This window comes from Roseobacter sp. HKCCD7870 (assembly GCF_037830315.1).
In the GTDB taxonomy this organism is placed as follows: domain Bacteria; phylum Pseudomonadota; class Alphaproteobacteria; order Rhodobacterales; family Rhodobacteraceae; genus M30B80.
In genome coordinates, this window is the sequence record NZ_JBBLYO010000001.1 from 1,532,750 (window position 1) to 1,557,819 (window position 25,070).

The following is a 25,070-nucleotide window of genomic DNA, read 5'->3' on the forward strand; positions in this document are numbered from 1 at the left end:
ATTTGCGAACGATCCGTTTCCAAGGATTGGATTTTTTTATTTGGTCAATAATGTCTAAAAATATAAGATTGTGGCTGAATAATGGCATTTAGGGGTTTATGCTATGCTTGCTCTTTTGTTGATGGCGCCAATCTTGGCTGCGGGCATCAGCTTTGCTGTGCTTACCGATGATAATAACGATGACGACAACACATCATCAAATGGCGCTGGCACAGGTTCTGGTGCTAGCTCAGGTGGAGGCGCTGGCGCAGGTGCGGGCTCAGGTGCGGGCGCTGGATTGGCAAGTGTTCCCAATATCAATCTCACAGATGGCGCAGATAGCAGAACCATGTCTGACGCAGGGGCACTCTTCGCAAAAGACGGTGATGACACGATCTCTGGGTCAAATGGGGATGACTTCATTCGCCTCGGCTTCGGCAATGACGAAATGCAGGGCAATGGCGGCGATGACAGTCTCTCGGGCGGCGCGGGTTCGGACACGATTACTGGCGGCACGGGCAATGACTCGATTGTCGGTGAGGCGATGGCGACCTTCTTTGGGGCGGCGAAGGCAATGACACATTGCTAGGCTTCACAGGCAATGACACGCTTTTTGGCGGCGTTGGAGATGATAGCCTTGATGGCGGCTTTGGCTCCGACAGTCTGGTGGATGGGATCGGACGCAACACCCTGATCGGCGGTGGCGGTGCAGATTCTCTAGCCGCCTTGGACGAATACAATACAGGGGCAGGCGCGGCGAATGCGGATACGTTGAATGGCGGCTCTGAGGGTGATGTCTTGGTCGGCGACAATGGCGATGTTCTGACAGGCGGCTCTGGTGTTGATGCCTTTGGCGTTCAAGTGACCAAAGCGGCAGGTGCCGCGCTACTGACAGAAAATGTTGTGACTGTGACCGATTTCACCGCGAACGAAACGCTACAAGTGCTGCTGACCAATGCAGATGGTTCTTCGGCTGATCTGACAGGGGCGAGTTTGCAATTGGTGGCAGACGGCGCGAACACCAATGTTCTTGTGTCCTTTGGTGGTGGGCCAGGCACATTGGTGGCGACCTTGCAAAACATTACGCCTACGCAAATTACCGCGGGATCAATTACCCTCACAAATTAAGGTGCAATTCACTCCAACTGAAAAGGGCGCCATCTCTGGCGCCCTTCTTTTTTAGCCTTTTCAGATTGCCGCTTTACGGCTTTCTTCAAGGTAAATCTCGCGCAAACGTGTCGCCACAGGGCCAGGTTTTCCTGTGCCAATAGGCGTTCCATCCAGTTCAACCACAGGCATCACGAAGGTTGAGGCCGAGGTGATAAATGCCTCATCTGCCGCTTGCGCCTCGGCGACTGTGAAGGGGCGTTCTTCTACCTTCATCTGTGCTTCACGCGCGAAACGCAGCACCGCTGCGCGGGTGATCCCATGCAAAATTTCAGTGCCAAGATTGCGGGTGATGATCGTGCCATCCTTGATGATATAAGCATTGTTTGACGTGCCTTCTGTCACAGCACCATCTTCCACCATCCACGCATCGTCACAGCCAGCCGCCTTTGCCATCATCTTGCCCATCGAAGGGTAAAGGAGCTGAACAGTCTTAATATCGCGCCGCCCCCATCGCTGATCTTCGATAGAGATTACCTTCATCCCTGTCTTTGCCATTGGGCTTTCTGCCAAACCTGGTTTGGACTGGGTGAACAGCACCAAGGTTGGCTCTGTCTCAGGGGCAGGATAGGCAAAATCGCGATCATTTGGTGCGCCACGGGTGATCTGTAGATAGATCATACCATCGACCAAGGCATTGCGCGTGACCAGTTCGCGATGAATTTCAAGCAAGCGATCACTGTCAAATGGCGCGCGCATATCCAATTCGTTCAAGGAACGCGCAAGGCGTTTTGCGTGGCCTTCGAAGTCAATAAGTTTGCCATCCAAGACGCTGGTCACCTCATAGACGCCATCGGCAAACAGAAACCCCCGATCAAACACCGAAACTTTGGCCTGATCCTCGGGCAGATATTCGCCATTCACATATACGATGCGCGTCATCTCAACTCATCCCCATAATTCTGGACGCGCAGGATGCACCCCGTCTGCGTCAAATATCAAAGCGTGCTCACGGTCTTCTGCCAGAAGAAGCGGCCCGTCAAGATCGGTAATTGCCGCGCCTTGTGCCACGAGAAGCGCAGGGGCCATAGCAAGAGAACTGCCGACCATGCAGCCCACCATAACCCCATAGCCCTCCGCCACAGCCGCATCGCGCAACGCAAGCGCCTCCGTCAAACCGCCTGTTTTATCCAATTTGATGTTCACCATATCGTATTTGCCCACCAGATCAGGCAGGCTTGCACGATCATGGGCGGACTCATCGGCGCAAACTGGCAAGGGGCGAGCGATTTCGGCCAAAAGATCATCGGCACCAGCAGGAAGGGGCTGTTCCACCATCTCGACCCCCAGACGGATCAGATGCGGCGCAAGATCATTGTAGCTGTCCACAGTCCACCCCTCATTGGCATCCACGATGATCCGCGCGCGTGGCGCACCACGGCGCACCGCCTCAAGACGCGGCATGTCATCGGGCGTGCCCAATTTAATCTTAAGCAGCGGACGGGATTGATGGCGCGCTGCCGCAGCCTCCATGCGCTCGGGCGTATCAAGCGACAGGGTATAGGCTGTAATCTCAGCGCGCGGCGCGGACGCAAGCCCCGCCAAATCCCAAACGGGCCGCCCCGTTGATTTTGCGTCCCAGTCCCACATCGCACAATCGACTGCATTTCGCGCGGCCCCTGCGGGCAATGCGTCCTGCAAGCTTTTACGATCAATCCCTGCAGGCAGCCCCTCTATTTGCGCCACGACCGAGGCAATGCTTTCGCCATAGCGCGCATAGGGTACAGATTCGCCCCGCCCCGTGATCCCATCGCGGCTGATATGGACTGTGACCACCTGCGCCTCACTGCGCGAGCCACGTGAAATCGTAAAAACCTCGGCCAAGCGAAAGGTTTCGGGCGTGGCCGTGATGGTAAAACTCATATCGCCTCCAATGCGTCACAAAGACGTGCAGCACCTTGGCGGAAAGGATCGACAGCAGGCAAGCCCATGCGCTTTTCAATCTCTGCAAGATAGGGCAAGGCTTCATCCTCGCCAAATGCGGCGGTGTTGATTGAAACCCCCACCACTTGCGCCGCCGCATTAGATTGGCGTGCAAGTGTCAGGGCCAGATCACGCAGCGCCTCAAGGCTTGGCATTTCATAATCGGGCAGACCACGCATATGGGGGCGGGTTGGTTCATGGCACAAGATCAACGCATCGGGCTGCCCCCCATGCACCAAAGCCATGGTCACACCAGAATAGGAAATGTGGAACAGGCTGCCCTGTCCCTCGATCATATCCCAATGATCTGGGTCATTATCAGGGGTTAACCATTCCACCGCCCCTGCCATGAAATCCGCGATGACCGCATCCAATGGCACGCCTTCGCCTGTGATCAGAATACCTGTCTGGCCCGTGGCGCGGAAACTGGATGTCAACCCGCGCGCCTTCATCTCGGCATCCATGGCCAGCGCCGTATACATCTTCCCAACCGAGCAATCCGTGCCAACGGCAAGGCAACGCTTGCCGCTGCGTTTTACGCCATTAGCGATGGGATATTGCACATTTGGCACCCGCACATCATGTAGACTGCGCCCTGTCGCCTTGGCTACGGCGACCAAATCAGGCTCATCACGCAACAGATTGTGCAACCCAGAGGCCAGATCAAACCCTTCCTCTAGGGCCGCGATCAAAACCTTTTTCCATGCAGGCGAGATCACCCCGCCACGATTGGCAACGCCAATCACGAGGGTTTCCGCACCAGCGGCGCGCGCCTCGGCCAAAGTCATATCGGGCAAGCGCATATCGGCCTGACACCCTTCCATGCGGAATTGGCCTATTGCGTTCTCAGGGCGCCAATCACGAATGCCTTGCGCCACTTTGGCCGCCAAAGGGTCGGGCGCATCGCCCAAAAACAAAAGGTAAGGGGTCTTGATCATCTTGGCTCTCCGACAAAGAGGTGAAGCTTTGTCACAGGATAATCCAAGCCGTCAGAAATTCTTTCGCAAAATCACGCGACCTGCACGCAATTTTCGCACGAATTTCTTGGAAAATAGGCCACAAGCGGCGGTTTATTGCGTCATTCCAGTCGAATCAGGTCAAGTATCCCGAAACCTGTGGCGCCACTTCTTCAAAATCCAAAGCGGCGCGATCAGAGGCGGCGGTGTTGCGCTTGAATTCATAGCGCATCAAATCACCATCTTGTTCTGAGGCGATAATCAACGCCTGACATTGGTGACGAGAGCCTTCGTAAACATCCACCAAACCGCGCAAATGCGGAGTGGTTTCCGCGTCAACCGCGAAACCTGAGGGCGTGAATTCTAGGATTGCATAAACATCATCCCCGATCTGAACCGAACGGGTCGCGCGGCGCTTGAGATCGCGCATCTTCGCGTGGCGCAGGCCATCTACGACATCTTTGGGCAAAAAATCGTTCATAACACACCTATCAACTCCCACTGTAACATGGATCATGCTTGGTTTTGGTCAACATCGGGTTAACCAACCTGCAAATTCGTTGCCAATTTGCAACATGGGTTCTGTGCATATACGCAGAGTGCCTCTGCATGACCTAGGGTTGGACGAAAAGGCCACACGCATTAGGTCTGAGGCAACAGGAAACAGCGAGACGAGGCGGAACCAATGGGTCTTTTGGTCGATGGCACATGGCAAGATGTTTGGTATGACACCGAAAAATCAGGCGGCGCATTCCAGCGCAGTGTGGCCTCGTTTCGCAACTGGATGACCGAAGATGGCAGTGCAGGACCCTCAGGTGAAGGCGGCTTCAAGGCAGAATCGGGTCGCTATCACCTTTATGTTTCACATGCGTGCCCTTGGGCCAATCGCGCCATGATCTTCCGCGCCATCAAGGGTCTGACTGACCATATCAGCGTCAGCGTTGTGCACCCCGATATGCTCGGGGATGGGTGGACATTTTCCACAGATTTTGACGGCGCTACGGGGGATACACTCTACGGCCTGCCTTTCGCCCGTGATGTCTATCTCAAAGACACACCCGACATGACGGGCCGCGTTACAGTTCCAATCCTTTGGGACAAAGAGCGCGAGAAAATCGTCTCGAATGAGAGTTCGGAAATTATCCGAATGTTCAATTCGGCCTTTAACGGGATCACAGGCGACACACAGGATTTCTACCCGGAAGAACTGCGCCAAGAGATCGACCAAGTGAATGCGCGCATTTATGACGAGGTGAATAACGGCGTCTACAAATCAGGGTTCGCGACCTCACAGGCGGCCTATGATGATGCTGTGCATACGCTTTTTGAGGCGCTCGATTGGTTGGATGACGGCCTCAGTCGCAACCGCTATCTGATCGGCGCACGCATCACCGAGGCCGATTGGCGGCTGTTTACCACGTTGATCCGATTTGATCTGGTCTATCACCTGCATTTCAAGTGCAACCGCAAGCGGATCATCGATTACCCCAATCTTTGGGGCTACACGCGCGAGCTATATCAATGGGCGGGTGTGGCAGATACGGTGCATTTTAATCATATCCTGCGCCATTACCATTACAGCCACGATATGATTAATCCCGCACGCATCCTGCCGATTAACCCTGTGCTGGATTTCAACGCCCCACATGAGCGCGACCACCTCTAGGCGGGGCGGGACAAATCGCCTATCTAAGGCGGCATGACGACCAAAACCCAACATAGCCGTGACCATGGAGGCGGCATTGATGCCGCGGCTGCCCAATATGGCGGGGGGCGCGCAGATTGGCTTGATCTTTCAACAGGGATCAACCCCTGCCCCTATCCAATCGGTGACCTGCCTTCCGATGCATGGCGCGCCCTGCCCGATCAATGGGCTGAGGCCGCGCTGATTGCCGCCGCGCGCGCATTTTGGTCGGTTCCCGCATATCTTGATATTCTGCCAACACATGGCGCCTCTGCGGCAATTGCGCGATTGCCCACGATTTTTCGGGATTTGGACAAATCCGTGCAGATCGCCATGCCCACCTATAATGAATGGGCGGCCAGTTTCGAGGGTGCAGGTTGGACGATATCCCAAGGCAGTGCCGCGCTTGCGATCTATGTCCACCCCAACAACCCCGATGGTCGCCTCGCGCCTGCACCAGTCAGTGACAAAATCCGCATCTATGATGAAAGTTTCTGCGATGTGATGCCTGAGGCAAGCCACCTGCCCAAAATCGCAGAAAACAGTCGCGATATTGTGCTTAAAAGCTTTGGGAAATTCTGGGGCCTTGCAGGTCTGCGCCTTGGCTTTGTCATCGCCGCCCCCGACACGATTGCCCGTTTGCGGGCGGTCATGGGCCCATGGTCTGTTTCAGGCCCCGCCCTTGTGATCGGGGCGCGGGCCTTGCGTGATCCCGCATGGGCCGAAGATACCCGCCGCAGATTGGCGCAAGATGCGGCGCGGCTTGATGCGCTGATGGCGGCGGCAGGTGCAAATGATCCGCGCGGCACAAGCCTGTTTCGACTGTTCCATGTTGGCAACGCTGCGGCCCTGCAATCCAAGCTTGCGCAGCATCACATCTGGACACGCATCTTTCCCTATTCCACCTCTATGATCAGACTGGGCTTACCCCATGCACCCGAAGACTGGACAAGGTTGGAAAAGGCATTGGCATGATCACGGAAACCGCTGCCCTCTTGGTTCTGGCGCTTGGCCTTGATGCCCTATTTGGCGAACCGCGCATGCTGTGGCAGCGCATCCCCCATCCTGCCGTGGTGATGGGGCGGATAATTGCTTGGGCAGATCGCCGCTACAACACCGAAAACGCGGCTGCACGCAGCGCAGGCGTGACGGTTATGGCGCTTCTGTCCCTTGGCGCTTTGGGGCTTGGGGCCACAATCGCGCTGTTGCCCTATGGAGAGGTGATCTCAATCCTGCTTGCAGCCATCCTTATCGCACAGCGCAGCCTCATATCCCATGTCCTGGCCGTGCGCGATGCTTTGGGCCTATCGATGCCCGAAGCCCGCCGCGCGCTCAGCGATATCGTAGGGCGGGACACGGCTGAATTGGGTGAAAGCGAAATCAGCCGTGCCGCGATTGAATCTGCGGCTGAAAATTTTTCAGACGGGGTGATTGCCCCTGCCTTTTGGTTTCTTATCCTCGGGCTACCTGGCGTGTTGCTCTACAAACTCGTGAACACAGCCGACAGCATGATTGGCCACCGCACGCCGCGACATGAGGAATTTGGGTTTGCTGCCGCCAAGTTTGACGACATCCTCAACTACATCCCTGCCCGTCTCAGCGGGGCACTGATTGCCGCTGTTTGCGGCAAACCTGCTGCTTGGGCGGTGATGCGCGAGGACGCCTCAAAGCACCCAAGCCCCAATGCAGGATGGCCCGAAGCCGCAATGGCAGGCGCGCTTGATATCACATTGGCAGGCCCGCGCAGTTATCATGGGCATCTCAGCGATCACCCAAGCCTGAACGCCGCAGGACGGGCAGAGGCCACACGCAGCGATATTTCGAACGCGGTTACGATCCTTTGGAAATCATGGGCCGCATTTGTGTTTGCTGTCTTACTTCTGGCGGTCTTGGCCACCTAGGCGACCAAGGCCTCAGCCTTTTTCAGATCAACACTGACCAATTGGCTGACACCTTGCTCGGCCATTGTGACGCCGAACAAGCGATCCATCCGCGCCATCGTCACAGCATGGTGCGTGATGATCAAGAAGCGCGTTTTGGTGCGGCGGGTCATCTCGTCCAACATATCGCAGAAACGGGTCACGTTGGCATCGTCCAAAGGCGCATCCACCTCGTCCAACACACAGATTGGCGCAGGATTGGCCAAGAATACCGCGAAGATAAGCGCAAGCGCGGTAAGGGTTTGTTCCCCCCCCGACAACAGTGACAAGGTCGAGAGTTTCTTGCCCGGCGGTTGGCACAGGATCTCAAGCCCCGCTTCCAGAGGGTCATCGCTTTCGACCAAAACAAGCCGCGCTTCACCACCGCCAAAGAGGTGACTAAACAACTGTCCGAAATTGCGGTTGACCTCATCAAAGGCTGTCAAAAGACGCTCGCGCCCTTCTTTGTTCAAGGCCGCAATCCCCGAACGCAGCTTTGAAATGGCAGCCTCAAGATCCTGCTTTTCTGACAGCAACGTGTCATGCTCGGTTTGGACTTCGCGCGCATCCTCCTCAGCCCGCAGGTTAACCGCACCAAGCGCATCGCGCTGACGGCGCAGGCGCATAACATCGCCTTCAAGCTTTTCAGCCGAGGCCATATCGGTCGGGTCTGTCTCTAATTGCTCTAACAACGCGTCAGGGGTGACTTCCATCTCCTCATGGATGCGCTCTGCTGCATGGGCAACGGATTCTGCCGCACCATCGCGCCGCGCTTCGGCAGCCGCACGGGCTTCGCGGGCATCCGAGGCGCTGCGTTCGGCATCACGCTCGGCAGATGTCGCGGTGCGCGCAATACCTTCTGCAACGCTCAACGCATCTGCGGCAGCCGCCTTGCGTGCCTCGGCATCTTTGATCTTTTGCGCCAATTCTGCGCGCTGGCCCGCAAGATGGTCGGGTTTGTTCTTCGCATCTTGCAATTGAGCCTCGGCCTCAATGCGGCGGGTGTTCAACTCCGCCATGCGGGACTTGGCGGCATCAAGACGCTTTTGCCACCCATCTACTTCGCTTGCAATTTGGTCAATGCGGCGTTCCCGCGCTTCGCCTTCGCGTTTGATCTCGTCATGCGCCGTGCGTTTGGCCAGCATCGTCAGGCGCGCAGCCTCGACTGTCGATTTCGCGCTTTCAACCCGCGCGCGCATTGTCGTGAGGTCTTCAAGGGCTTTTTGCCCCGCCTCAGCTTCAACCAATTGCCGCTCGGCACTTGCGGCTTCCTCGCCATGGCGGCTGACGGCTTGGGTCAATGTCTCAAGACGACCCGCCAAAATATTGCGCTCTGCTTCGGCGCGCGACAAGAGGCGGCTGGCTTCGGCCATCGCGCTATCGGCGTCACGGCGCGATTGGCGGGCAGTTTTATCTGCCTCGCTTGCACCAGTGAGGCGTGCTGAAATTTCGTCATGACGGCTGCGGGCGGCATCGGCGGCATCCTTGGCCACAGTCAATTCCTGGTCCAACTTTTCCAGTTGATTGACCTGCTGCAAGCGCCGTGCAGCCGCGCTTGAGCTGTCCTCAGATGCAAGGCTATAGCCGTCCCACCGCCAGAGATCCCCCTCGCGGCTGACCAAGCGCTGACCTGGCAAAAGATCCTTTTGCAACCGCGCCCCATCTGCCACATCGACAATACCGACCTGCGACAAACGCCGCGCCAATACGCGCGGCGCGCGGGTGACATCGGCCAAACAAATCGCCCCTTGGGGCAAGGGTTGGGGATTGGCATATTGATCCAGACCAAGCCACCCCGTCAGCCGTGTTGCCAGACCATCTGCGCGGATCGGGGCCTTGAGGTCATCGGCCAAGGCCGCCCCAACGGCGGCCTCAAAACCCACATCCACCTTCACATGATCCAGCAATTGCTCCGCCGCGCCCTGTTCACGCTCAAGCAGGCGGCGCAATGCGCGCACTTCGGACTCAAGCGTGCTGAGCGTGCCATTGGCCTCAGCCAAAGCCGCGCGGGCCTCGCCCTCTTCGCTTTGTGCGGTGGCGCGATCTGCTTCGGCCTGTGCCAATGCAGCCTCAGCTTGGTTTGCTTGCTCTGTCGCACTGGCCAAAGCGGTTTGTGCTGTGTCTACATCGTGGCTCACCTCGGCCAAGCGCTCTTCGGCTTCCGCCGCCGCAAGCCGTGCCTTCTCCGCCTCGGCGCGGTTCCGCTCAAGGGCCGCGCGAGCGTCAGAAACAATGCGCTCTGCGGATTGATGGCGCGCTGCAAGACGCGCCGCGTCTTCTGTCAGCTGACTGAGGCCCGTTTCACAATCGGCCAAAACCTCAGCGGCATCAGCGGCCGCAAGTGACGCTGCGTTCAGCGCCTCATCATGGCCTTTACGCGCCTCAAAGAGGGCTTCGCGCTCCTCCATCAGCTTGGCCACTGTTTCGCTTGCATCCGTGTTAAGGCTGTCCTCGCGACCAATGTCACGGGTCAGTTGTTCAATGCGTGCTTCCAAACTTTCAATCGTTTGACGAACACGGAAATCTTCGGCTTGCAGCGTTTCGCGCTCTACAGTCAGCCGCTGCAAAATTGCGGCGGCAATTGCCTCCTCCTCCCGTTTAGGGGGAAGGGCGGCTTCGGCCTCCTCACGCGCTTGGGCGGCCTTGACCGCGGCCGCCTCAGCCTGCGCCGCAGATTGCACGGCCAAGCGCAAGGTTTCCTCAGCGCGTGCGCGGGCCTGATCTGCCTCTCGCCACCGCAAATATAACAGCATCCCTTCGGCTTGGCGCAGCTCTGTCCCAATCTCGCGATACCGCGCGGCTTGGCGCGCCTGCCGAGCAAGCGAGGATAATTGCCCCGCCAGTTGTTCAATCACATCATCAACACGGGTGAGATTGGTTTCTGCACCTTTCAGCTTTAGCTCGGCCTCATGACGGCGCTGATATAGGCCCGAGATACCCGCAGCCTCTTCAAGAACCCGCCGTCTTGCGCGTGGTTTTGCGTTGATCAACTCCGAAATCTGACCCTGCCGCACCAAGGCGGGGCTATGCGCGCCTGTAGAGGCATCCGCAAACAGCATCTGCACATCGCGCGCACGCGTGTCTTTGCCATTGGCCTTGTAGGCAGATCCTGCATCGCGGGTAATACGGCGCACGACTTCAAGGGTGTCATCCTCGTTAAACCCTGCGGGTGCGAGACGGTCTTGATTGTCGATGCTAAGGGATACTTCTGCGAAGTTACGCGCAGGCCGCGTGGCCGCCCCCGCGAAAATCACATCTTCCATACCGCCGCCACGCATCGCCGAGGCGCGGTTCTCGCCCATGACCCACCGCAACGCTTCCAGAAGATTAGACTTGCCACAGCCATTGGGGCCAACCACGCCCGTAAGACCGTCCGAAATCACCAATTCGGTCGGGTCAACAAAGCTTTTAAAGCCGTTCAAGCGTAATCTGGAAAACCGCACAGGCAGACCCTTCGGTGATTCTTATCCAGTGTTACTGTCTCGCCGCTGCCATCGCAGAGTCAATCACGAACCCCACGATGTGGATAAGTTTAACCAGTTTTCCACAAGATATAGTCAAATTTAGCCAATTTTCTGCCCTGCGACATTTCATCCATTGCTAAACTAAACCGACTAGTTCAGAAATCAGTTAACAAAGTTCATCAAAGGGGACTAGCAATGTCACTCGCTCAAAATCGATATTCACCGCTCTACTTCCTTGCTTCGCTAGGTGCGGGGGGATTGGCCGTTACGTTTTTTATGTGGCTGATGTTTTGGGTGCCGCATCCTGACCAACCCGTTCCGATCTTCGAAAACAACTTTGCGGTTTTGACAACAGGGTCAATTTTGCAGCAGGCTATGGTCTTGGGCGCCATGGCGGGGATCGCAGTTTTTGGGTTCTTGAACATCAAGCTGTTGATCTGGAACCTTGGGCGCTTCTCTGCGTTCCGCGCAGCGGCGTCTTATTCAGATTTTGCCGCTTCAAACGCAGGGAGCCAAGTTTTGGCGCTGCCTCTTGCCTTGGCGATGACGGTTAATGTTGGCTTTCTGCTGGGTCTTACCTTTGTCCCAGGGCTATGGAGCATTGTGGAATATCTATTCCCCGCAGCCATGGCCGCCTTCTTTATGATCGGCATTCTGGCATTCCGCATGATCGCTGATTTCCTCAAGGCGCGCTTTGCCAATGGCGGTTTCAAATGTGCCACGAACAACTCCTTTGCCCAAGTTCTGCCCGCATTTGCGCTGTCTATGATCGGTGTTGGCCTTGCTGCCCCCGTCGCAATGTCAAACCTACAACTGACCGCAGGGGTCTCGATTATTCTGGGAACCTTCTTCATCACAGCGGCGCTGTTGATCGCTTTTGTCGCCGCGATACTGGGTCTGCGCTCAATCATGGAGAACGGCCTGAATGTTGAGGCCGCCCCCACGCTGATGGTCATCATTCCGCTGATCACTGTTGTTTCGATTGCGATAATGCGGATCTCGCATGGCCTGCACGTTCATTTCGACATCCATGGCGGTGCGGGTGAAACATTTACCTTCCTGACACGCATGCTGTCGATTGAAGTTCTGATCGCACTCTTTGGCATCATGGCCTTGACCAGCGTGGGCTATCTCGGCCGCTTCATTAATGGCACCGAAGCCTCTGCAGGCTCATACGCCCTTGTTTGCCCTGGCGTTGCAATGTCTGTCTTGGGTCATTTTTGGATCAACAAAGGTCTGGTCGCCACAGGCATGATCGCAAAATTTGGCGCAGCCTATTGGGTGCTCAGCGCATTGGCCCTTGGCCTGCAATTCGCAATGATCGCCTTGGTTCTGATCCTTGCGCGCAAACATTTCGCGAAGAACAGCGCCGCAGCACTTGCGCCCGCTGAATAAACCACACCCCACGAGGTTACGGGCTGCGATGCACATCGCGGCCCGTTTCATTTGTATAAACCCCATATTATCCTTTGCATTGAGATCATCCCCAAGCAGTGGTATCGTTGGAGTATTCGTCAGCGCCAGATGGTTGCCCATCTTAGACTGACGCCATGAAACGGAGGGCCTTCGTCCTGACTGGACCGAGAATGGCGGTAACTGATACCGCAGAGATTGCGCCGCATGCCGACACGCATGCACCCCGCATTGGTGGCAAGGATTTGCTAGACCAAGTGCTTGACTCTCTGAGCGATGACAAAGCTGAAAACGTAATCACGATCGAGCTGGCGGGGAAATCCTCGATGGCCGATTATATGGTCGTGGCTTCGGGGCGTTCGACACGGCAAGTGGCCGCTATAGCGACCAATTTGGTGGATCGCCTCAAGCAAGATTACGGGCTTTTGTCCAAAACCGAGGGCAAAGACGCAGGTGATTGGGTTTTAATCGACACGGGCGATGTGATCGTTCATGTCTTCCGCCCGGAAGTGCGGGATTTCTACCAGATCGAAAAGATGTGGCTGCCCAATGGCACGGCGCAGGCCTAATCGGCCATGCGCGTGTCCATCTGTTGTGTTGGCCGCCTGCGGCAAGGCCCCGAACATGATCTGATTACCGATTACCTTACGCGATTTGATCGCACTGGCCGCGCACTTGGCCTGACCTTAGGCGATGTCATTGAGGTGGAAGATAAAAAGAATCAGGGCATGAAAGCCGAAGGCGACTTGCTGCGCCGTGCTTTGCCAAAATCCGCGCTGATCTGGGCGCTAGACGAGCGGGGCGAGACCCTAAGCTCTCCAGAATTCGCCACAGGTCTTGGCCAAGTGCGTGATCAAGGAACAAGCGATTTGGCGCTGATCATTGGCGGGGCAGATGGCATTGAGCCAAACCTGCGCGGCGAAGCCGCACGGCGTATTTCCTTCGGCCGTATGGTTTGGCCGCATATGTTGATGCGGGTGATGCTGTCTGAACAGCTTTACCGTGCCGCATCAATCCTTGCGGGCGCGCCTTATCACCGCGTCTGAAACCTTTCTTAAGCAAAATATCCGAACTTGGCCGTGATTGAGATTTCGCGCGAGAGGCCAAGATTGGCGATGACCTGCCTGACACCCATGTTGAATTTGGGCAGCCCTGCACCCACGGGCCAGCACCCAAGGCCAGACGGGGATATGCCGCCTAAGGGTCGGTTGGTGGCGGTGATTGCAACGCATAATCGCCTCGCGTCTTTATCGCGCTCGCTTGATGCACTTATGGAAAGCACATCTCGTGATCTGGCCGAACTGCGCGACTATTGCGATGCGGCGCTCATTCTAGAGGCGGGAAAGCTTAACTACTATGCAGACCTGAATGAGGCCATCAAGGCGCACAAGGCCATGCTGTCGTAGCGCTCAGATATCCCGCAAACGGGGCGCGTTCGCGTTCAGATCGCCTGTTGCGGGCAAGATCTGCGGGCCTTTGCACACCAGATCACAGGGCGCACTGTGCCCGAAGACAGGCATTTGCCCCTTCAACAGAGATTGCACAATCACCGCACCGCGATCCTGAGGCGAAAGCATCTGCAACACAAATGCCAGCCCAATGGCGACACTCAAAGCGACCAGTTTAAACCCACTGCGCAGTGATTTATTGTCAGTCCGTGTCATAGCCTGGCTCCCATTGCTTTGGGAAAATGTGGAAACTGCCCGCACTAAACTGTGATTGATATTGCACATCAAGACGGCATCCTGTCTCCTCACGCGAAGGTGATTAGGGCAAGGGCGAGGCAAATCATGGTCAGCACACATCAAAGCGAAGAAGACGCGCGCAATGAACATATTCTGATCTGGATCAACGGAGCGCTCAAACCGCGCGCCGAGGCAATGGTCAGCGTCTATGACAGCGGCTTCATGCTTGGTGATGGCGTTTGGGAGGGGTTACGTCTCTATAATGGGAAATGGGCCTTTTTAGACGATCATATGGATCGCCTATTTGAGGCTGCCAAAGCGATTGATCTTGATATCGGCATGACCCACGCTGCGGTGATTGCGGCCCTCGAACACACCCGCCGCGCCAACGAGATGCAGACCGATGCCCATGCCAGGTTGATGGTCACGCGTGGGGTCAAGATGCGCCCCTTTCAACATCCTGCCCTGTCGCGTTCTGGCGCGACTGTTGCGATCATCATGGAGCATTCCAAACCCTCCATCCCGCGCCCCATTCGTCTGGCCACAGTGCCACATCTGCGCGGCTTGCCGATGACGCAGGACCCTAAGCTAAACTCTCATTCCAAATTGAATTGTATTCTCGCTTGCATCGCCGCGGAAAAGGCGGGAGCAGATGAGGCATTGATGTTAGACATCCATGGCTTTGTGAACACCACAAATGCGTGCAATTTCTTCATCATTCGCAAGGGCGAGGTTTGGACAAGCACAGGCGATTATTGCATGAAGGGGATCACACGGCAGAAGGTCATTGACCTGTGCCGCAACAATGACATCCCCGTCTTTGAGAAAAACTTTTCCTTGGTGGAAACCTATAGCGCAGATGAGGCATTTTTGACGGGCACATTCGGCGCACAAACCCCTGTAGGCAAGATTGACGGCCGCGTCATCGGCACAGGCGATTTGGGGCCACTGACCACGCGCATCCGCGCGCTTTATAAAGACATGATTGATCAAGGCACAGAATAGAATGACAAAAATTGCCATGTGGTCGGGGCCACGCAACCTTTCGACTGCGATGATGTATGCCTTTGGGGCGCGCGCCGATTGCGCGGTTTGGGACGAGCCATTCTACGCCCCCTATTTGGCAGAGACAGTGCTCGACCACCCGATGCGATCCGATATCCTTGCCGCGCATGAAAGCGATGCAAAGATCGTGGCGCGGCGCTGTGCGGGCAGCCCGCCTGACGGAAAAGAGCATTGGTATATGAAACACATGTCCCACCATATGTTGGATGGGTTTGACATGACTTGGGCTGAGGGCTGCGTGAATATGCATCTGATCCGTCACCCCGCCCGCGTCATTGCCTCCTACCTCGCCAAGCGCGATATGCCGAGCCTGCTTGATATTGGCTATCCTCAACAATGGGCGCTTTATCAGCGCCTCCCTGGCCTAATTTTCGACAGCACAGATATTCGCGCGAACCCAGAGGCCATGTTGCGCATGATCTGCGCAGCGGCCGACCTTCCGTTTGACGCAGCAATGTTATCTTGGCCCGCAGGGCCACGGGCCCAAGATGGGATCTGGGCCAAGCATTGGTATGGGGCTTTGCATCGCTCAACTGGGATTTCTGATCCCGAAGGGCCATTGCCTGATTTACCCAAAGAATATCATGGGCTGCTGACCGAGGCGCTTGAATATTACGAACAAATGCGCAGTCTAAAACACACAGGCTAAGGTTAAATCAGGGGGAGTGCGCGATGCGAAAATCAGCCAAAGACGAACAAATCCTATCCCCCGCCGCACCTCACCCCAAATATTTCAGCAAGGCCGCAGACGCAGTCGCCGAATTGCAACTGCTGTATCAGGCGGCCACAAAATTCCTTTACGATGCCTTTTCCGAGGCCTTAAAAGCCCCGCGCGAGAACACCCGCTATCGCGCCTTTTATCCCGAGATACGGATTACCACGACAGGTTTTGGCAAGATCGACACCCGCCTTTCTTTTGGTCATGTCGCAGAACCGGGCACCTATTCCACAACGGTCACGCGCCCCGATTTATTTGCAAATTATCTGACACAGCAAATCGCCCTGCTGATTGAAAACCATAATGTTGAGGTCGCGATTGGGGTATCCTCCACCCCAATTCCACTGCATTTTGCGGTGCTGACAGATCCCAATCTCAACATCCCGCAAGAGGCTGCGCTGACCTTTCCCTTGCGCGATATGTTTGATGTGCCTGATCTGGGCGGCATCCATGACGAGATCGTCAATTCTTTTGGCTTTAAGCATCCAGACGGATCGGGGCCGCTTGCGGCCTTTACCGCCGAACGGATCGACTATTCTCTAGCACGGCTCGCTCATTATACCGCGACTGATCCTGTTTATTTCCAGAACCATGTTCTGTTCACCAATTACCAATTCTATATTGACGAATTCATTGCCTATGCGCGGGCAATGTTGGCCGACCCAAACAGTGGCTACACCGCCCTCGTTGGGCCAGGCAATCAAGTTTTGATGACGGCTGAAGCAGAGCTTACACATCCCGCAAAAATGCCCCAGATGCCAAGCTATCACCTCACCCGTAAAGACAATGCAGGTATTAGTTTGGTTAATATTGGGGTCGGGCCTTCAAACGCAAAAACCGCCACTGACCATATTGCAGTTTTGCGACCCCATGCATGGTTGATGGTTGGTCATTGTGCAGGTCTGCGCAACACGCAGGCGCTTGGCGATTATGTCTTGGCACATGCCTATCTGCGCGAAGATCATGTTCTTGATGATGACCTGCCCGCATGGGTTCCCATCCCCGCATTGGCCGAAGTTCAAATTGCCCTTGAGGATGCGGTGGCAGATGTTGCGCAAGTGTCTGGCTATGAATTGAAACGGATCATGCGCACAGGCACGGTCGCCACAATCGACAATCGCAATTGGGAATTGCGCGATCAATCTGGCCCCGTAAAGCGCCTCAGCCAAAGTCGCGCCATCGCACTTGATATGGAAAGCGCAACGATCGCCGCCAATGGATTTCGCTTTCGGGTGCCTTATGGCACGCTGCTTTGTGTCTCGGATAAGCCGCTGCATGGCGAATTAAAGCTGCCCGGAACGGCCTCAGAATTCTATAAAACCCAAGTGACGCGACATTTGTTGATCGGCATTCGCGCCATGGAAAAATTGCGCGAAATGCCGCTTGAACGCCTTCATAGCCGAAAATTGCGATCTTTTGAGGAAACGGCTTTCTTATAAATATATAAATTTCTGTCAAGATGCATGTTTTCTGCACCATTATGTCTACTAATTGTTGTGTCCCTCCACAATATTAGGGTAATTTCGCACCAGCGAGCCCAAGGGTTCGGGGAGTAAAGGAGATAAAAATGGCACAGAAACCGATGACAAAGACGCAGCTTGTTGCCGCGCTTGCCGACGAAATGGGCAGTGACAAGAAAACCGCAGCAGCCGCTTTGGATGCAGTGACCGCAGTGGTCACCAAAGAAGTCGCAGGCGGTGGCGCAGTAACCCTTCCTGGGATTGGCAAAGTATACTGCCGCGCACGTCCCGAGCGTATGGTGCGCAACCCAGCAACGGGTGAGCAGATCAAAAAGCCTGCCGACAAGGTTGTGAAGGTCACAATCGCAAAGGCATTGAAGGACAGCGTAAACGGCTAAGTTTTCGCAGTTTCGAAATTTTAAGGGCCGCCTTCTTGGGCGGCCCTTTTTCTTGGGCAGGTTTCATGCTTCTGTGTCGCAGGCAGGTTTCGGCAGGATGCATGACATGGATTTTCGCGCAATTGGAATGGGGCTGATTTTCGCCCTCATATGGTCTTCGGCTTTCACCTCTGCGCGAATGATCGTTGAAGCCGCGCCCCCCCTCTACGCATTGGTTCTGCGATTTGGATTAGCGGGTCTGATTGGTGTGGCCATTGCCAAGGCCCTCGGACAACACTGGAAATTTTCGGCCAAGCAATGGCGCGGCATTTTGATTTTTGGCACCTGCCAAAACGCGATCTATCTGGGTCTGAATTTTATCGCCATGCAAACGGTCGAAGCAGGGCTTGCAGCCATTATCGCATCCAGTATGCCGCTGTTGGTGGCGACTGCGAATTGGGCGTTTTTCCGCAAAACCCTCCCGAAGCTTGGGATTTTCGGCCTGATTGCGGGCTTTACTGGGGTGGCGCTGATTATGTCACAGCGATTAACAGGCGGGGCGGATGTCATGGGCCTTGCACTCTGCGTCATAGCTGCCGTGGCGCTGACCATCGCAACATTGGCCGTGCGCAGTGCTTCAGCCTCGGGCGGAAATGTGATCATGACCGTTGGCTTGCAAATGGCGGTTGGCTCGATTGTCTTGCTGCCCTTTGCCTTAATCTTTGAAACGCCAGAATTTGACATGTCGCAGCGCCTCTTTTGGGCCTTCACTTATACAACTTTAGCCCCAGGTCTTTTGGCAACGTGGGTTTGGTTTTTGTTGGTCGCCCGCATTGGGCCAACCCGCGCCGCAACGTTTCATTTCTTGAATCCGTTTTTCGGCGTGGCGATTGCCGCGGCGCTCCTTGGGGAACAATTATCTTTGGCCGACATAATTGGGGTTGCCATTATCGCAGGCGGAATCTTGGCGGTGCAGTTGGCCCGCGTCACCCCATCGCCGCCAAGCAGTTAGGCCCCGTCAAGCGGCGTATCGCTGACAATGACGCGCAGATTATCAATAGCGATGCGATAGGGGCTATCCGTACCATCGCTGCCAAATAGGCTGATTTCGCCCTCTGCGTCATAGCTGCTGACCGCAATGCGTAAAGATAATCGTGTGGTTTCTTCTCCCGATTGCGCTGACCCATCGGGTTTGGGATGCGCGTCAAGCAATTGAAACCGCGTGCCTGTTGGGCTCTGCCGCGCGATCTCGATCACGGGGGCGTGCGCCTCGCCTGTAATGCGCAAGGCTGCATCGGCAAAGCTCAGTTCAACCGCTGCACCGTCCCATCCGTCAAGAAGCCATAGGTCTAACTCAAGCACAGCATTGCGAAAACCAAGTGGCAAAAGGATTGGTTTTTGGATCACCAACCCCGCTGCAACAGGACCCAGAATACCGCCCGTTATCACGGATTGATTTGATTGGGCCACGCCACTAAAGCCGCCTTCGTTAAACTCGAAATCTTCGAAATAGACCAGTCGGTCGTCTTGCGAGAACACCCGCAAACCCGCCGTGCTGTCATTGGTGCTTCCCCAGACATCGGGGGTCGGGCCGATCCGCCTAACCATCCCAATGAGGAGGCCAAGCGCCATAAGCGCGATGATCATCGTTCTTCCATCCACCCGAAAGGATCTCGGAAGTGCCCATGTTCGCTTGGCCTGTCGCATAGTTAACCTCTTACTCGTTTACCCACTCAATATCGCAAGGAAACTTGGTTCATACGCGGCAAGGCCAAGAAAATTTTACGGAATTTGAAACTAATCTAAGAAACGATCAGCCGATGTTGCCACGATTTGCGCCGATTTGTCCGCGATGCAGCAACAAATGATCCAGGACCACACAGGCCATCATCGCTTCGCCCACAGGAACGGCACGAATACCCACACAAGGATCATGCCGCCCTTTTGTGATGATCTCAGCCGATTCGCCCGATTTCGTGATTGTTTGGCGCGGTGTCAGGATGGAGGAGGTGGGTTTCACTGCAAAACGCACAACCACATCTTGGCCAGTAGAAATTCCACCCAAGATCCCGCCCGCGTGATTAGAGGCGTATTGCGGGCCATCTGCGCCCATCGTGATTTCATCCGCGTTTTCACTACCCCGCAAGGCAGCGGCGTTCATGCCCTCGCCAATCTCAACACCTTTCACGGCATTGATTGACATCATCGCTGCAGCCAAATCCGTATCAAGCTTGCCATAAATCGGCGCGCCAAGCCCTGCGGGCAAACCGCGCGCGACCACCTCGATCACCGCGCCGACACTGTCGCCCGATTTGCGAAGACCATCTAAATAGCTTGCCCAATCTGCCGCTGCCTTGGGGTCAGGCGTCCAAAATGGGTTCTGCTCAATCTGATCCCAGTCAAACCGCCTGCGGTCAATCTGATGTGGTCCCATTTGTACCATGAAGCCCGTGATTTGCAGATCAGGCAGCAGCGTGGCCAAAACCGCGCGTGCGACCCCGCCTGCGGCCACGCGTGCAGCGGTTTCTCGCGCGCTTGATCGCCCACCCCCGCGCGGATCGCGGATACCGTATTTTTGCCAATAGGTGATGTCGGCATGGCCTGGACGGAATTTTTCGGCAATTTCAGAATAATCTTTCGACCGCTGATCCGTGTTGCGGATCATCAACTGTATCGGCGTGCCTGTCGTCTGGCCCTCGTAAACGCCCGAAAGAATTTCCACCTCGTCAGGTTCGCGGCGTTGCGTGGTGTATTTATTTTGCCCTGGTTTGCGGCGATCAAGCCAATGCTGCAGCATTGCGGCATCTATCGCGACACCTGGGGGGCATCCGTCAACAGTCGCGCCAAGGGCTGGCCCGTGGCTTTCGCCCCAAGTGGTAACCCGAAAAAGATGACCGAATGTGTTCATCGACATTGGCGTGACCTACATAATTTTAGCCTTCACAGGGGTTAGCCTTCCTGAGGCAAAATGCCAAGACCCTTGCCCTTCGTAGAAAACCTGCCTAGATCAGTCTTTGTCTCGGGGTGGCCCGTTATTGGGCCTGAGATGCGCAATCCTGCGTAAACCCGTTGAACCTGAACCGGTTAGGACCGGCGGAGGGAAGGCTTTGGAACAGAGGGCAATTTGCCCAAGCTCCATCTTCACTTCGCCCGTCGCAATGGAGGAGTGAGGAAATGAAACACACCATCATAGCAGCGGGTATGAGCATCTTTGCAGGGGCGGCAATGGCCGAAAACCCTGTTTTGCATGTCTATACCTATGATTCATTTGTCGCTGATTGGGGGCCTGGGCCCCAGATTGAGGCTGCTTTCGAAGAAAGCTGTAGCTGTGATCTGCAATTCGTCAGCGCGGGCGATGGCGCAGCACTGCTGTCGCGGCTGCAGCTTGAGGGGAGCCGCAGCGAAGCGGATGTGGTCTTGGGCCTTGATACAAACCTGATGACAGTCGCGCGCGATACGGGCCTATTCGCCACGCATGATATCTCCGCTGAGGGGCTAACCCTACCAATCGCATGGGATGATGCAGAATTTCTGCCCTTTGATTGGGGCTATTTCGCTTTTGTCCATAACGCTGATCTGCCCAATCCCCCTCAAAGTTTTGAGGAATTGGCCGCAAGTGATCTGCGCATCTTGATCCAAGACCCACGCAGTTCGACCCCAGGTTTGGGCCTGGTTTATTGGATTGAGGCCGCCTATGGCGATGGGGCTGCGCAGATTTGGCAGGATTTGGCGGATAACATCGTCACCGTCACCCCAGGATGGTCTGAGGCCTATGGCCTGTTCCTAGAGGGTGAGGCCGATATGGTGCTTTCCTACACAACATCCCCCGCCTATCACCTCATTGCTGAGGAAGATCCCAGCAAATCTGCCGCTGCCTTTGACGAAGGGCATTATATGCAAATTGAAATTGCAGGCATCACCGCAGCAAGCGATCAACCCGATTTAGCGCGTGCGTTTATGACCTTCATGCTGTCGCCCGAATTCCAATCCGTAATCCCCACGACAAACTGGATGTATCCTGCGGCTTTGCCCGCTTCGGCGCTGCCCGATGGGTTTGAAACCTTGATTGCCCCTGAAAAAGTGCTGCACTTCTCGGGGGATGAGGCTGCGGCGCTTCGCGATGCAGCGATTGACAGATGGCAAACCGCACTCAGCCGCTAAGTGCCTTGGTTTGGGTCGGGACGGGCGCTTTGGCGCTTGTCCTGACCGTGACCCTTGCCCCGCTTGTGGCGATTGCCGTCACGGCGGACGATAGGTTTAAATTGCACGCGGCTGACTGGGCCGCAATTCGCTTTACGCTCCTTCAGGCATTCCTCTCCGCAAGCCTGAGCCTTGCAATTGCCATTCCATTGGCCCGCGCTGTTGCGCGGCGGAGGTTTATTGGGAGGGGCATTTTCATCAGCCTGATGGGTGCCCCATTTATCCTTCCCGTCATCGTTGCCGTAATCGGGCTGATTGCCAGCTATGGTCATAACGGGTGGCTTGCGCGTGCCTTACAGATCATTGGCCTGGACCTCCCCAAAATTTACGGGCTACACGGCGTTGTTCTCGCACATGTGTTTTTTAACCTCCCCCTTGCCGCGCGTTTGATCCTGCAAGAGTGGCAAGCCATCCCACAGGAACGCATACGCCTTGCACAATCTTTGGGGCTTAAGGGCGGCGCTTTTTTTCGGCATATCGAATGGCCGATTGTGCGAAGCACTGCACCGGGCGCTTTTGTGGTGATTTTTCTGCTCTGTTGCTCAAGTTTCGCAGTTGCGTTGATCTTGGGCGGCGGCCCGCGCGCGACCACAATTGAATTGGCCATTTATCAAGCGTTTCGATTTGATTTTGACCTTGGGCGCGCCGCAAGTTTGGCCGCCGTGCAGGCCCTGCTGTGCCTCGGCCTCGGCGCGTTTGCGCTGCGGCTGTCAGCCCGTGGCACGGGACTTGGCACGGGGCTGGATCGCACATTGGCCCTGCCCACTGAGGGGCGCGCATTTGTCGATACTCTGGTGATCGTGGCTGCGGGTGGATTTCTCGCATTGCCCTTGGCGCGGATCGTGATCCTTGGCCTGCCAAATCTTACAGAACTACCCACAGCCGTTTGGATTGCGGCGCTGCGCTCGCTGATCATGGCGTTATCTGCGACCGCTCTGTCGATTGCGATGGCGCTGCCAATCGCCTTTGCCTTGCTCCGCTTGCGCCGCGCCGCAATGTTTGAGGCTCTTTGCCTGCTTGCCTTGGTCATTTCACCTTTGGCCCTCGGCACAGGATGGTTTTTAATCCTGCGCCCAATCACCAATCCCGTGACATGGGCCTTGCCCGTTACCGTATGCGTCAATGCCCTGATGGCACTGCCCTTCGTGCTGCGTGCCGTTCTGCCCGCCCTTCGTGAAGCTGAAGCAAGCCAAGCCCGCCTTGCCACGGCGCTGGGCCTTGTCGATTGGCACAGATTTCGGCACGCGATCCTGCCGCGCCTTGTCCGTCCATTGGGCTTTGCGGCGGGTTTATGTGCGGCCTTATCAATGGGGGATTTGGGCGTGATCGCCCTATTCGCGGCACCTGATCAAGCCACTTTGCCCCTAGAGATGCTGCGCCTGATGGGGGCCTATCGTATGGCGGATGCCCAAGGGGCTGCATTGCTGCTCTTGATCCTAAGCCTGGGCTTGTTTTGGATATTTGACCGTGGGGGCCGTTACCATGCTTGAGATCACAAACCTAACCTATTGCAGCGAAGGCTTTGAATTGAACGCCACCTTCCGCGTGGAGCGAGGGGAACGGCTGGCCTTAATGGGGCAATCAGGCGCGGGGAAATCCACGTTGATCAGCCTCATCGCAGGGTTTCTCAGCCCAAATGCGGGAGAGATCTGGTTTGACAGCGCAAACCTGACACAGTGCGATCCATCCAAACGGCCAATTTCAATCCTGTTTCAAGACAGTAATCTTTTCCCTCATCTGACTTTGCGGGAAAACCTAGGCTTGGCCCTCTCGCCGCGATTGGCGTTGAACGCGGCGATGGAGGCGCAGATCAGCGCCGCTTTGGCACAAGTGGGCCTGCGCGGGTTTGAGGGGCGCCGCCCCGCAAGCTTGTCAGGTGGACAACAATCCCGTGCAGCCATTGCGCGCGTCCTTTTGCAAAATCGGCCAATCCTGCTGATGGACGAGCCGTTTGCAGCCCTAGATCCCGCTTTGCGGCGCGAGATGGCAGAGTTGATCCGCAGTTTGTGCCGCGATTTGGGACTGACCTTGATCCTCGCCTCTCATGATTTCACGGATGCCGAACGGATGTGTGACCGCGTGATGCTTTTGTCCGAAGGGCAGATTACGGAAGATTGCCCCATCGCAGGACTACAAGCCGCACCCCCTGCGGGTTTGGTGCCATGGCTGTAGGCAAAAGAAAAAAGCGCCTCTGGGATCAGAGGCGCTTTTAGGTTTCTATCGTCCCTTCGGGGGCGTGGCTTATTTCGCCGCGCCCGCTTTGGCGCGCGATTTGATAGGCGCCCAAAGTTTCTTATTGGTCAGATACAGCATCACAGCGAGAATGCCGAGCATGATAATCGCGGTGAAGCCAAGCTGCTTACGCTCCATCATGCGGGGTTCTGCCGCCCAAGTCAGGAACGCAGCCACATCTTTGGCCATGCTCTCGATATCATTGGGTGAGCCATCTGCGAACTCAACCGCACCATCCCACAAGGGAGGGGTCATTGCGATCAAACCACCAGGGTAAGCTTCGTTCTCGTAAAAGTATGTCCCATACTGCTCCACCTCTTCACCCGTGTAATGGGTCAGAAGAGATGCAATATATTCTGGGCCACCGATGCCGTTGAACAACTGGTTCAGACCCAAACCATATGGCCCATGAAAGCCAGCACGGGCCTTCGCCATAAGGCTCAGGTCAGGTGCGTTTTCAAGGCTAGACTGCGGGAAATGGTCATTCGGGGTCGCAGTGCGCCAATCATCAATGGAGGGGTCGTACACCTCGAACTGTTCCGCATAGGCGCGGGCCTGTTCGGGAGTATATCCCAAGCCATTTTCATCGGCGAGGTTACGGTAAGCCACATATTGCAGACCATGGCAGGCAGAGCAAACTTCGGTAAAGACCTGAAGCCCGCGCTGCAACTGATCTTGGTCATAGCGACCAAATGGGCCTTGGAACGAGAATTCATAATTCACGATATGGCCCGCTGCACCTGCTGCAAATCCCGCTCCGGTCGAGAGGCTCAGCGCAGCAATTGTGCTGATCACAAGTTTCCTGAACATGTCAGACTATCCTTTCTC

General features: G+C 55.9%; 26 protein-coding genes and 1 riboswitch. Of the genes, 17 read left to right on the top strand and 9 right to left on the bottom strand.

Annotated features, from left to right (window positions below; genetic code table 11):
* The first annotated feature begins 103 nt into the window (after positions 1-103).
* On the top strand, positions 104-568 hold the full coding sequence (locus AAC637_RS07720; protein WP_340303007.1) for a calcium-binding protein: 465 nt from the start codon (positions 104-106) through the stop codon (positions 566-568).
* A complete protein-coding gene (locus AAC637_RS07725; protein WP_340303008.1) occupies positions 562-1,107 on the top strand; it encodes a calcium-binding protein in 546 nt (181 codons plus the stop codon). Before AAC637_RS07720 ends, AAC637_RS07725 begins: the two co-directional genes overlap by 7 nt.
* Positions 1,108-1,167: 60 nt before the next feature.
* On the opposite strand, the gene AAC637_RS07730 is transcribed toward AAC637_RS07725, so the two are convergent.
* From AAC637_RS07730 to AAC637_RS07745, 4 genes are all read right to left on the bottom strand, one after another.
* Positions 1,168-2,028: a D-amino-acid transaminase gene (locus tag AAC637_RS07730; protein WP_340303009.1), complete on the bottom strand. Its 861-nt coding sequence runs from the start codon at positions 2,026-2,028 to the stop codon at positions 1,168-1,170.
* Between the two features lie 6 nt (positions 2,029-2,034).
* Positions 2,035-3,009, bottom strand: a complete 975-nt coding sequence (gene dgcA, locus AAC637_RS07735; RefSeq protein ID WP_340303010.1) for an N-acetyl-D-Glu racemase DgcA — start codon at positions 3,007-3,009, stop codon at positions 2,035-2,037.
* Entirely contained in the window at positions 3,006-4,007 is a 1,002-nt protein-coding gene (gene dgcN, locus AAC637_RS07740) for an N-acetyltransferase DgcN (protein WP_340303011.1), read from the bottom strand. Before dgcN ends, dgcA begins: the two co-directional genes overlap by 4 nt.
* A 154-nt stretch (positions 4,008-4,161) precedes the next feature.
* Positions 4,162-4,506, bottom strand: coding sequence for a hypothetical protein (locus tag AAC637_RS07745; protein ID WP_340303012.1), 345 nt, complete (start codon positions 4,504-4,506; stop codon positions 4,162-4,164).
* A gap of 204 nt (positions 4,507-4,710) precedes the next feature.
* On the opposite strand from AAC637_RS07745, the gene AAC637_RS07750 reads away from it, so the two are divergent.
* Genes AAC637_RS07750 through cbiB form a run of 3 tightly spaced genes read left to right on the top strand, consistent with a single transcriptional unit; the run spans position 4,711 to position 7,610 of the window.
* A complete protein-coding gene (locus AAC637_RS07750; protein ID WP_340303013.1) occupies positions 4,711-5,691 on the top strand; it encodes a glutathione S-transferase family protein in 981 nt (326 codons plus the stop codon).
* Positions 5,692-5,724: 33 nt separating this feature from the next.
* Entirely contained in the window at positions 5,725-6,684 is a 960-nt protein-coding gene (locus AAC637_RS07755) for a threonine-phosphate decarboxylase (protein ID WP_340303014.1), read from the top strand.
* Positions 6,681-7,610 carry an adenosylcobinamide-phosphate synthase CbiB gene (gene cbiB / locus AAC637_RS07760; protein WP_340303015.1) on the top strand — a complete coding sequence of 310 codons (930 nt, stop codon included), beginning with the start codon at positions 6,681-6,683 and terminating at the stop codon, positions 7,608-7,610. The genes AAC637_RS07755 and cbiB overlap by 4 nt, the downstream gene beginning before the upstream one ends.
* Here cbiB and smc read toward each other — a convergent pair.
* A complete protein-coding gene (gene smc / locus AAC637_RS07765; RefSeq protein WP_340303016.1) occupies positions 7,607-11,071 on the bottom strand; it encodes a chromosome segregation protein SMC in 3,465 nt (1,154 codons plus the stop codon). The two genes, cbiB and smc, sit on opposite strands and share 4 nt — an antisense overlap.
* A gap of 216 nt (positions 11,072-11,287) precedes the next feature.
* Here smc and AAC637_RS07770 point away from each other — a divergent pair, with 216 nt between their 5' ends.
* The 4 genes from AAC637_RS07770 to AAC637_RS07785 all read left to right on the top strand — a co-directional run bounded on the left by AAC637_RS07770 (position 11,288) and on the right by AAC637_RS07785 (position 13,911).
* A complete protein-coding gene (locus AAC637_RS07770; RefSeq protein ID WP_340303017.1) occupies positions 11,288-12,487 on the top strand; it encodes a TsoY family (seleno)protein in 1,200 nt (399 codons plus the stop codon).
* A gap of 191 nt (positions 12,488-12,678) precedes the next feature.
* Entirely contained in the window at positions 12,679-13,074 is a 396-nt protein-coding gene (rsfS, locus tag AAC637_RS07775; RefSeq protein WP_317656889.1) for a ribosome silencing factor, read from the top strand.
* Between the two features lie 6 nt (positions 13,075-13,080).
* Positions 13,081-13,551 carry a 23S rRNA (pseudouridine(1915)-N(3))-methyltransferase RlmH gene (rlmH, locus tag AAC637_RS07780; RefSeq protein ID WP_340303018.1) on the top strand — a complete coding sequence of 157 codons (471 nt, stop codon included), beginning with the start codon at positions 13,081-13,083 and terminating at the stop codon, positions 13,549-13,551.
* 33 nt (positions 13,552-13,584) lie between these two features.
* The gene (locus AAC637_RS07785; RefSeq protein WP_340303019.1) at positions 13,585-13,911 is read left to right on the top strand and encodes a hypothetical protein; all 327 of its coding nucleotides are present in this window, start codon (positions 13,585-13,587) and stop codon (positions 13,909-13,911) included.
* Between the two features lie 3 nt (positions 13,912-13,914).
* Here the strand turns inward: AAC637_RS07785 and AAC637_RS07790 are convergent, their stop codons facing one another.
* The gene (locus tag AAC637_RS07790; protein ID WP_340262378.1) at positions 13,915-14,169 is read right to left on the bottom strand and encodes a hypothetical protein; all 255 of its coding nucleotides are present in this window, start codon (positions 14,167-14,169) and stop codon (positions 13,915-13,917) included.
* Between the two features lie 126 nt (positions 14,170-14,295).
* Here AAC637_RS07790 and AAC637_RS07795 point away from each other — a divergent pair, with 126 nt between their 5' ends.
* From AAC637_RS07795 to AAC637_RS07815, 5 genes are all read left to right on the top strand, one after another.
* Positions 14,296-15,195, top strand: coding sequence for a D-amino acid aminotransferase (locus AAC637_RS07795; protein WP_340303020.1), 900 nt, complete (start codon positions 14,296-14,298; stop codon positions 15,193-15,195).
* A 1-nt stretch (position 15,196) separates the two neighbouring features.
* The gene (locus AAC637_RS07800; RefSeq protein ID WP_340303021.1) at positions 15,197-15,904 is read left to right on the top strand and encodes a sulfotransferase-like domain-containing protein; all 708 of its coding nucleotides are present in this window, start codon (positions 15,197-15,199) and stop codon (positions 15,902-15,904) included.
* 23 nt (positions 15,905-15,927) lie between these two features.
* Entirely contained in the window at positions 15,928-17,412 is a 1,485-nt protein-coding gene (locus AAC637_RS07805; protein ID WP_340303022.1) for an AMP nucleosidase, read from the top strand.
* 128 nt (positions 17,413-17,540) lie between these two features.
* Positions 17,541-17,831, top strand: a complete 291-nt coding sequence (locus AAC637_RS07810; protein WP_340244157.1) for an HU family DNA-binding protein — start codon at positions 17,541-17,543, stop codon at positions 17,829-17,831.
* Between the two features lie 106 nt (positions 17,832-17,937).
* Positions 17,938-18,822: a DMT family transporter gene (locus AAC637_RS07815; RefSeq protein WP_340303023.1), complete on the top strand. Its 885-nt coding sequence runs from the start codon at positions 17,938-17,940 to the stop codon at positions 18,820-18,822.
* Here the strand turns inward: AAC637_RS07815 and AAC637_RS07820 are convergent.
* Positions 18,819-19,457 carry a hypothetical protein gene (locus AAC637_RS07820; protein ID WP_340303024.1) on the bottom strand — a complete coding sequence of 213 codons (639 nt, stop codon included), beginning with the start codon at positions 19,455-19,457 and terminating at the stop codon, positions 18,819-18,821. The two genes, AAC637_RS07815 and AAC637_RS07820, sit on opposite strands and share 4 nt — an antisense overlap.
* 166 nt (positions 19,458-19,623) lie before the next feature.
* Positions 19,624-20,724 (bottom strand): chorismate synthase, encoded by a 1,101-nt coding sequence (gene aroC, locus AAC637_RS07825; protein ID WP_340303025.1) that lies wholly within the window; start codon positions 20,722-20,724, stop codon positions 19,624-19,626.
* A 96-nt stretch (positions 20,725-20,820) separates the two neighbouring features.
* Positions 20,821-20,929: riboswitch (TPP riboswitch) on the top strand.
* A 55-nt stretch (positions 20,930-20,984) separates the two neighbouring features.
* On the opposite strand from aroC, the gene thiB reads away from it, so the two are divergent.
* The 3 genes from thiB to AAC637_RS07840 are packed head-to-tail and all read left to right on the top strand — an operon-like array spanning position 20,985 to position 24,182.
* The gene (gene thiB, locus AAC637_RS07830; protein ID WP_340303026.1) at positions 20,985-21,971 is read left to right on the top strand and encodes a thiamine ABC transporter substrate binding subunit; all 987 of its coding nucleotides are present in this window, start codon (positions 20,985-20,987) and stop codon (positions 21,969-21,971) included.
* The gene (locus AAC637_RS07835) at positions 21,947-23,500 is read left to right on the top strand and encodes a thiamine/thiamine pyrophosphate ABC transporter permease ThiP (protein ID WP_340303027.1); all 1,554 of its coding nucleotides are present in this window, start codon (positions 21,947-21,949) and stop codon (positions 23,498-23,500) included. Before thiB ends, AAC637_RS07835 begins: the two co-directional genes overlap by 25 nt.
* Positions 23,493-24,182 (top strand): thiamine ABC transporter ATP-binding protein, encoded by a 690-nt coding sequence (locus AAC637_RS07840; protein WP_340303028.1) that lies wholly within the window; start codon positions 23,493-23,495, stop codon positions 24,180-24,182. Before AAC637_RS07835 ends, AAC637_RS07840 begins: the two co-directional genes overlap by 8 nt.
* Positions 24,183-24,251: 69 nt before the next feature.
* Here the strand turns inward: AAC637_RS07840 and AAC637_RS07845 are convergent, their stop codons facing one another.
* On the bottom strand, positions 24,252-25,052 hold the full coding sequence (locus tag AAC637_RS07845; protein WP_340303029.1) for a cytochrome c1: 801 nt from the start codon (positions 25,050-25,052) through the stop codon (positions 24,252-24,254).
* Positions 25,053-25,070 lie beyond the last annotated feature (18 nt).

What these genes read in the sequence shown, in the direction of transcription:
- dgcN (WP_340303011.1), bottom strand. Translation starts at nt 4,007, where the DNA reads ATGATCAAGACCCCTTACCTTTTGTTTTTGGGCGATGCGCCCGACCCT.
- aroC (WP_340303025.1), bottom strand. Translation starts at nt 20,724, where the DNA reads ATGTCGATGAACACATTCGGTCATCTTTTTCGGGTTACCACTTGGGGC.
- AAC637_RS07845 (WP_340303029.1), bottom strand. Translation starts at nt 25,052, where the DNA reads ATGTTCAGGAAACTTGTGATCAGCACAATTGCTGCGCTGAGCCTCTCG.
- AAC637_RS07750 (WP_340303013.1), top strand. Translation starts at nt 4,711, where the DNA reads ATGGGTCTTTTGGTCGATGGCACATGGCAAGATGTTTGGTATGACACC.
- AAC637_RS07800 (WP_340303021.1), top strand. Translation starts at nt 15,197, where the DNA reads ATGACAAAAATTGCCATGTGGTCGGGGCCACGCAACCTTTCGACTGCG.
- rsfS (WP_317656889.1), top strand. Translation starts at nt 12,679, where the DNA reads ATGGCGGTAACTGATACCGCAGAGATTGCGCCGCATGCCGACACGCAT.
- AAC637_RS07820 (WP_340303024.1), bottom strand. Translation starts at nt 19,457, where the DNA reads ATGATCATCGCGCTTATGGCGCTTGGCCTCCTCATTGGGATGGTTAGG.
- AAC637_RS07810 (WP_340244157.1), top strand. Translation starts at nt 17,541, where the DNA reads ATGGCACAGAAACCGATGACAAAGACGCAGCTTGTTGCCGCGCTTGCC.
- rlmH (WP_340303018.1), top strand. Translation starts at nt 13,081, where the DNA reads ATGCGCGTGTCCATCTGTTGTGTTGGCCGCCTGCGGCAAGGCCCCGAA.
- AAC637_RS07790 (WP_340262378.1), bottom strand. Translation starts at nt 14,169, where the DNA reads ATGACACGGACTGACAATAAATCACTGCGCAGTGGGTTTAAACTGGTC.
- AAC637_RS07745 (WP_340303012.1), bottom strand. Translation starts at nt 4,506, where the DNA reads ATGAACGATTTTTTGCCCAAAGATGTCGTAGATGGCCTGCGCCACGCG.
- AAC637_RS07795 (WP_340303020.1), top strand. Translation starts at nt 14,296, where the DNA reads ATGGTCAGCACACATCAAAGCGAAGAAGACGCGCGCAATGAACATATT.
- AAC637_RS07815 (WP_340303023.1), top strand. Translation starts at nt 17,938, where the DNA reads ATGGATTTTCGCGCAATTGGAATGGGGCTGATTTTCGCCCTCATATGG.
- AAC637_RS07755 (WP_340303014.1), top strand. Translation starts at nt 5,725, where the DNA reads ATGACGACCAAAACCCAACATAGCCGTGACCATGGAGGCGGCATTGAT.
- thiB (WP_340303026.1), top strand. Translation starts at nt 20,985, where the DNA reads ATGAAACACACCATCATAGCAGCGGGTATGAGCATCTTTGCAGGGGCG.
- AAC637_RS07720 (WP_340303007.1), top strand. Translation starts at nt 104, where the DNA reads ATGCTTGCTCTTTTGTTGATGGCGCCAATCTTGGCTGCGGGCATCAGC.
- cbiB (WP_340303015.1), top strand. Translation starts at nt 6,681, where the DNA reads ATGATCACGGAAACCGCTGCCCTCTTGGTTCTGGCGCTTGGCCTTGAT.
- AAC637_RS07835 (WP_340303027.1), top strand. Translation starts at nt 21,947, where the DNA reads ATGGCAAACCGCACTCAGCCGCTAAGTGCCTTGGTTTGGGTCGGGACG.
- AAC637_RS07840 (WP_340303028.1), top strand. Translation starts at nt 23,493, where the DNA reads ATGCTTGAGATCACAAACCTAACCTATTGCAGCGAAGGCTTTGAATTG.
- AAC637_RS07770 (WP_340303017.1), top strand. Translation starts at nt 11,288, where the DNA reads ATGTCACTCGCTCAAAATCGATATTCACCGCTCTACTTCCTTGCTTCG.
- AAC637_RS07730 (WP_340303009.1), bottom strand. Translation starts at nt 2,028, where the DNA reads ATGACGCGCATCGTATATGTGAATGGCGAATATCTGCCCGAGGATCAG.
- AAC637_RS07805 (WP_340303022.1), top strand. Translation starts at nt 15,928, where the DNA reads ATGCGAAAATCAGCCAAAGACGAACAAATCCTATCCCCCGCCGCACCT.
- dgcA (WP_340303010.1), bottom strand. Translation starts at nt 3,009, where the DNA reads ATGAGTTTTACCATCACGGCCACGCCCGAAACCTTTCGCTTGGCCGAG.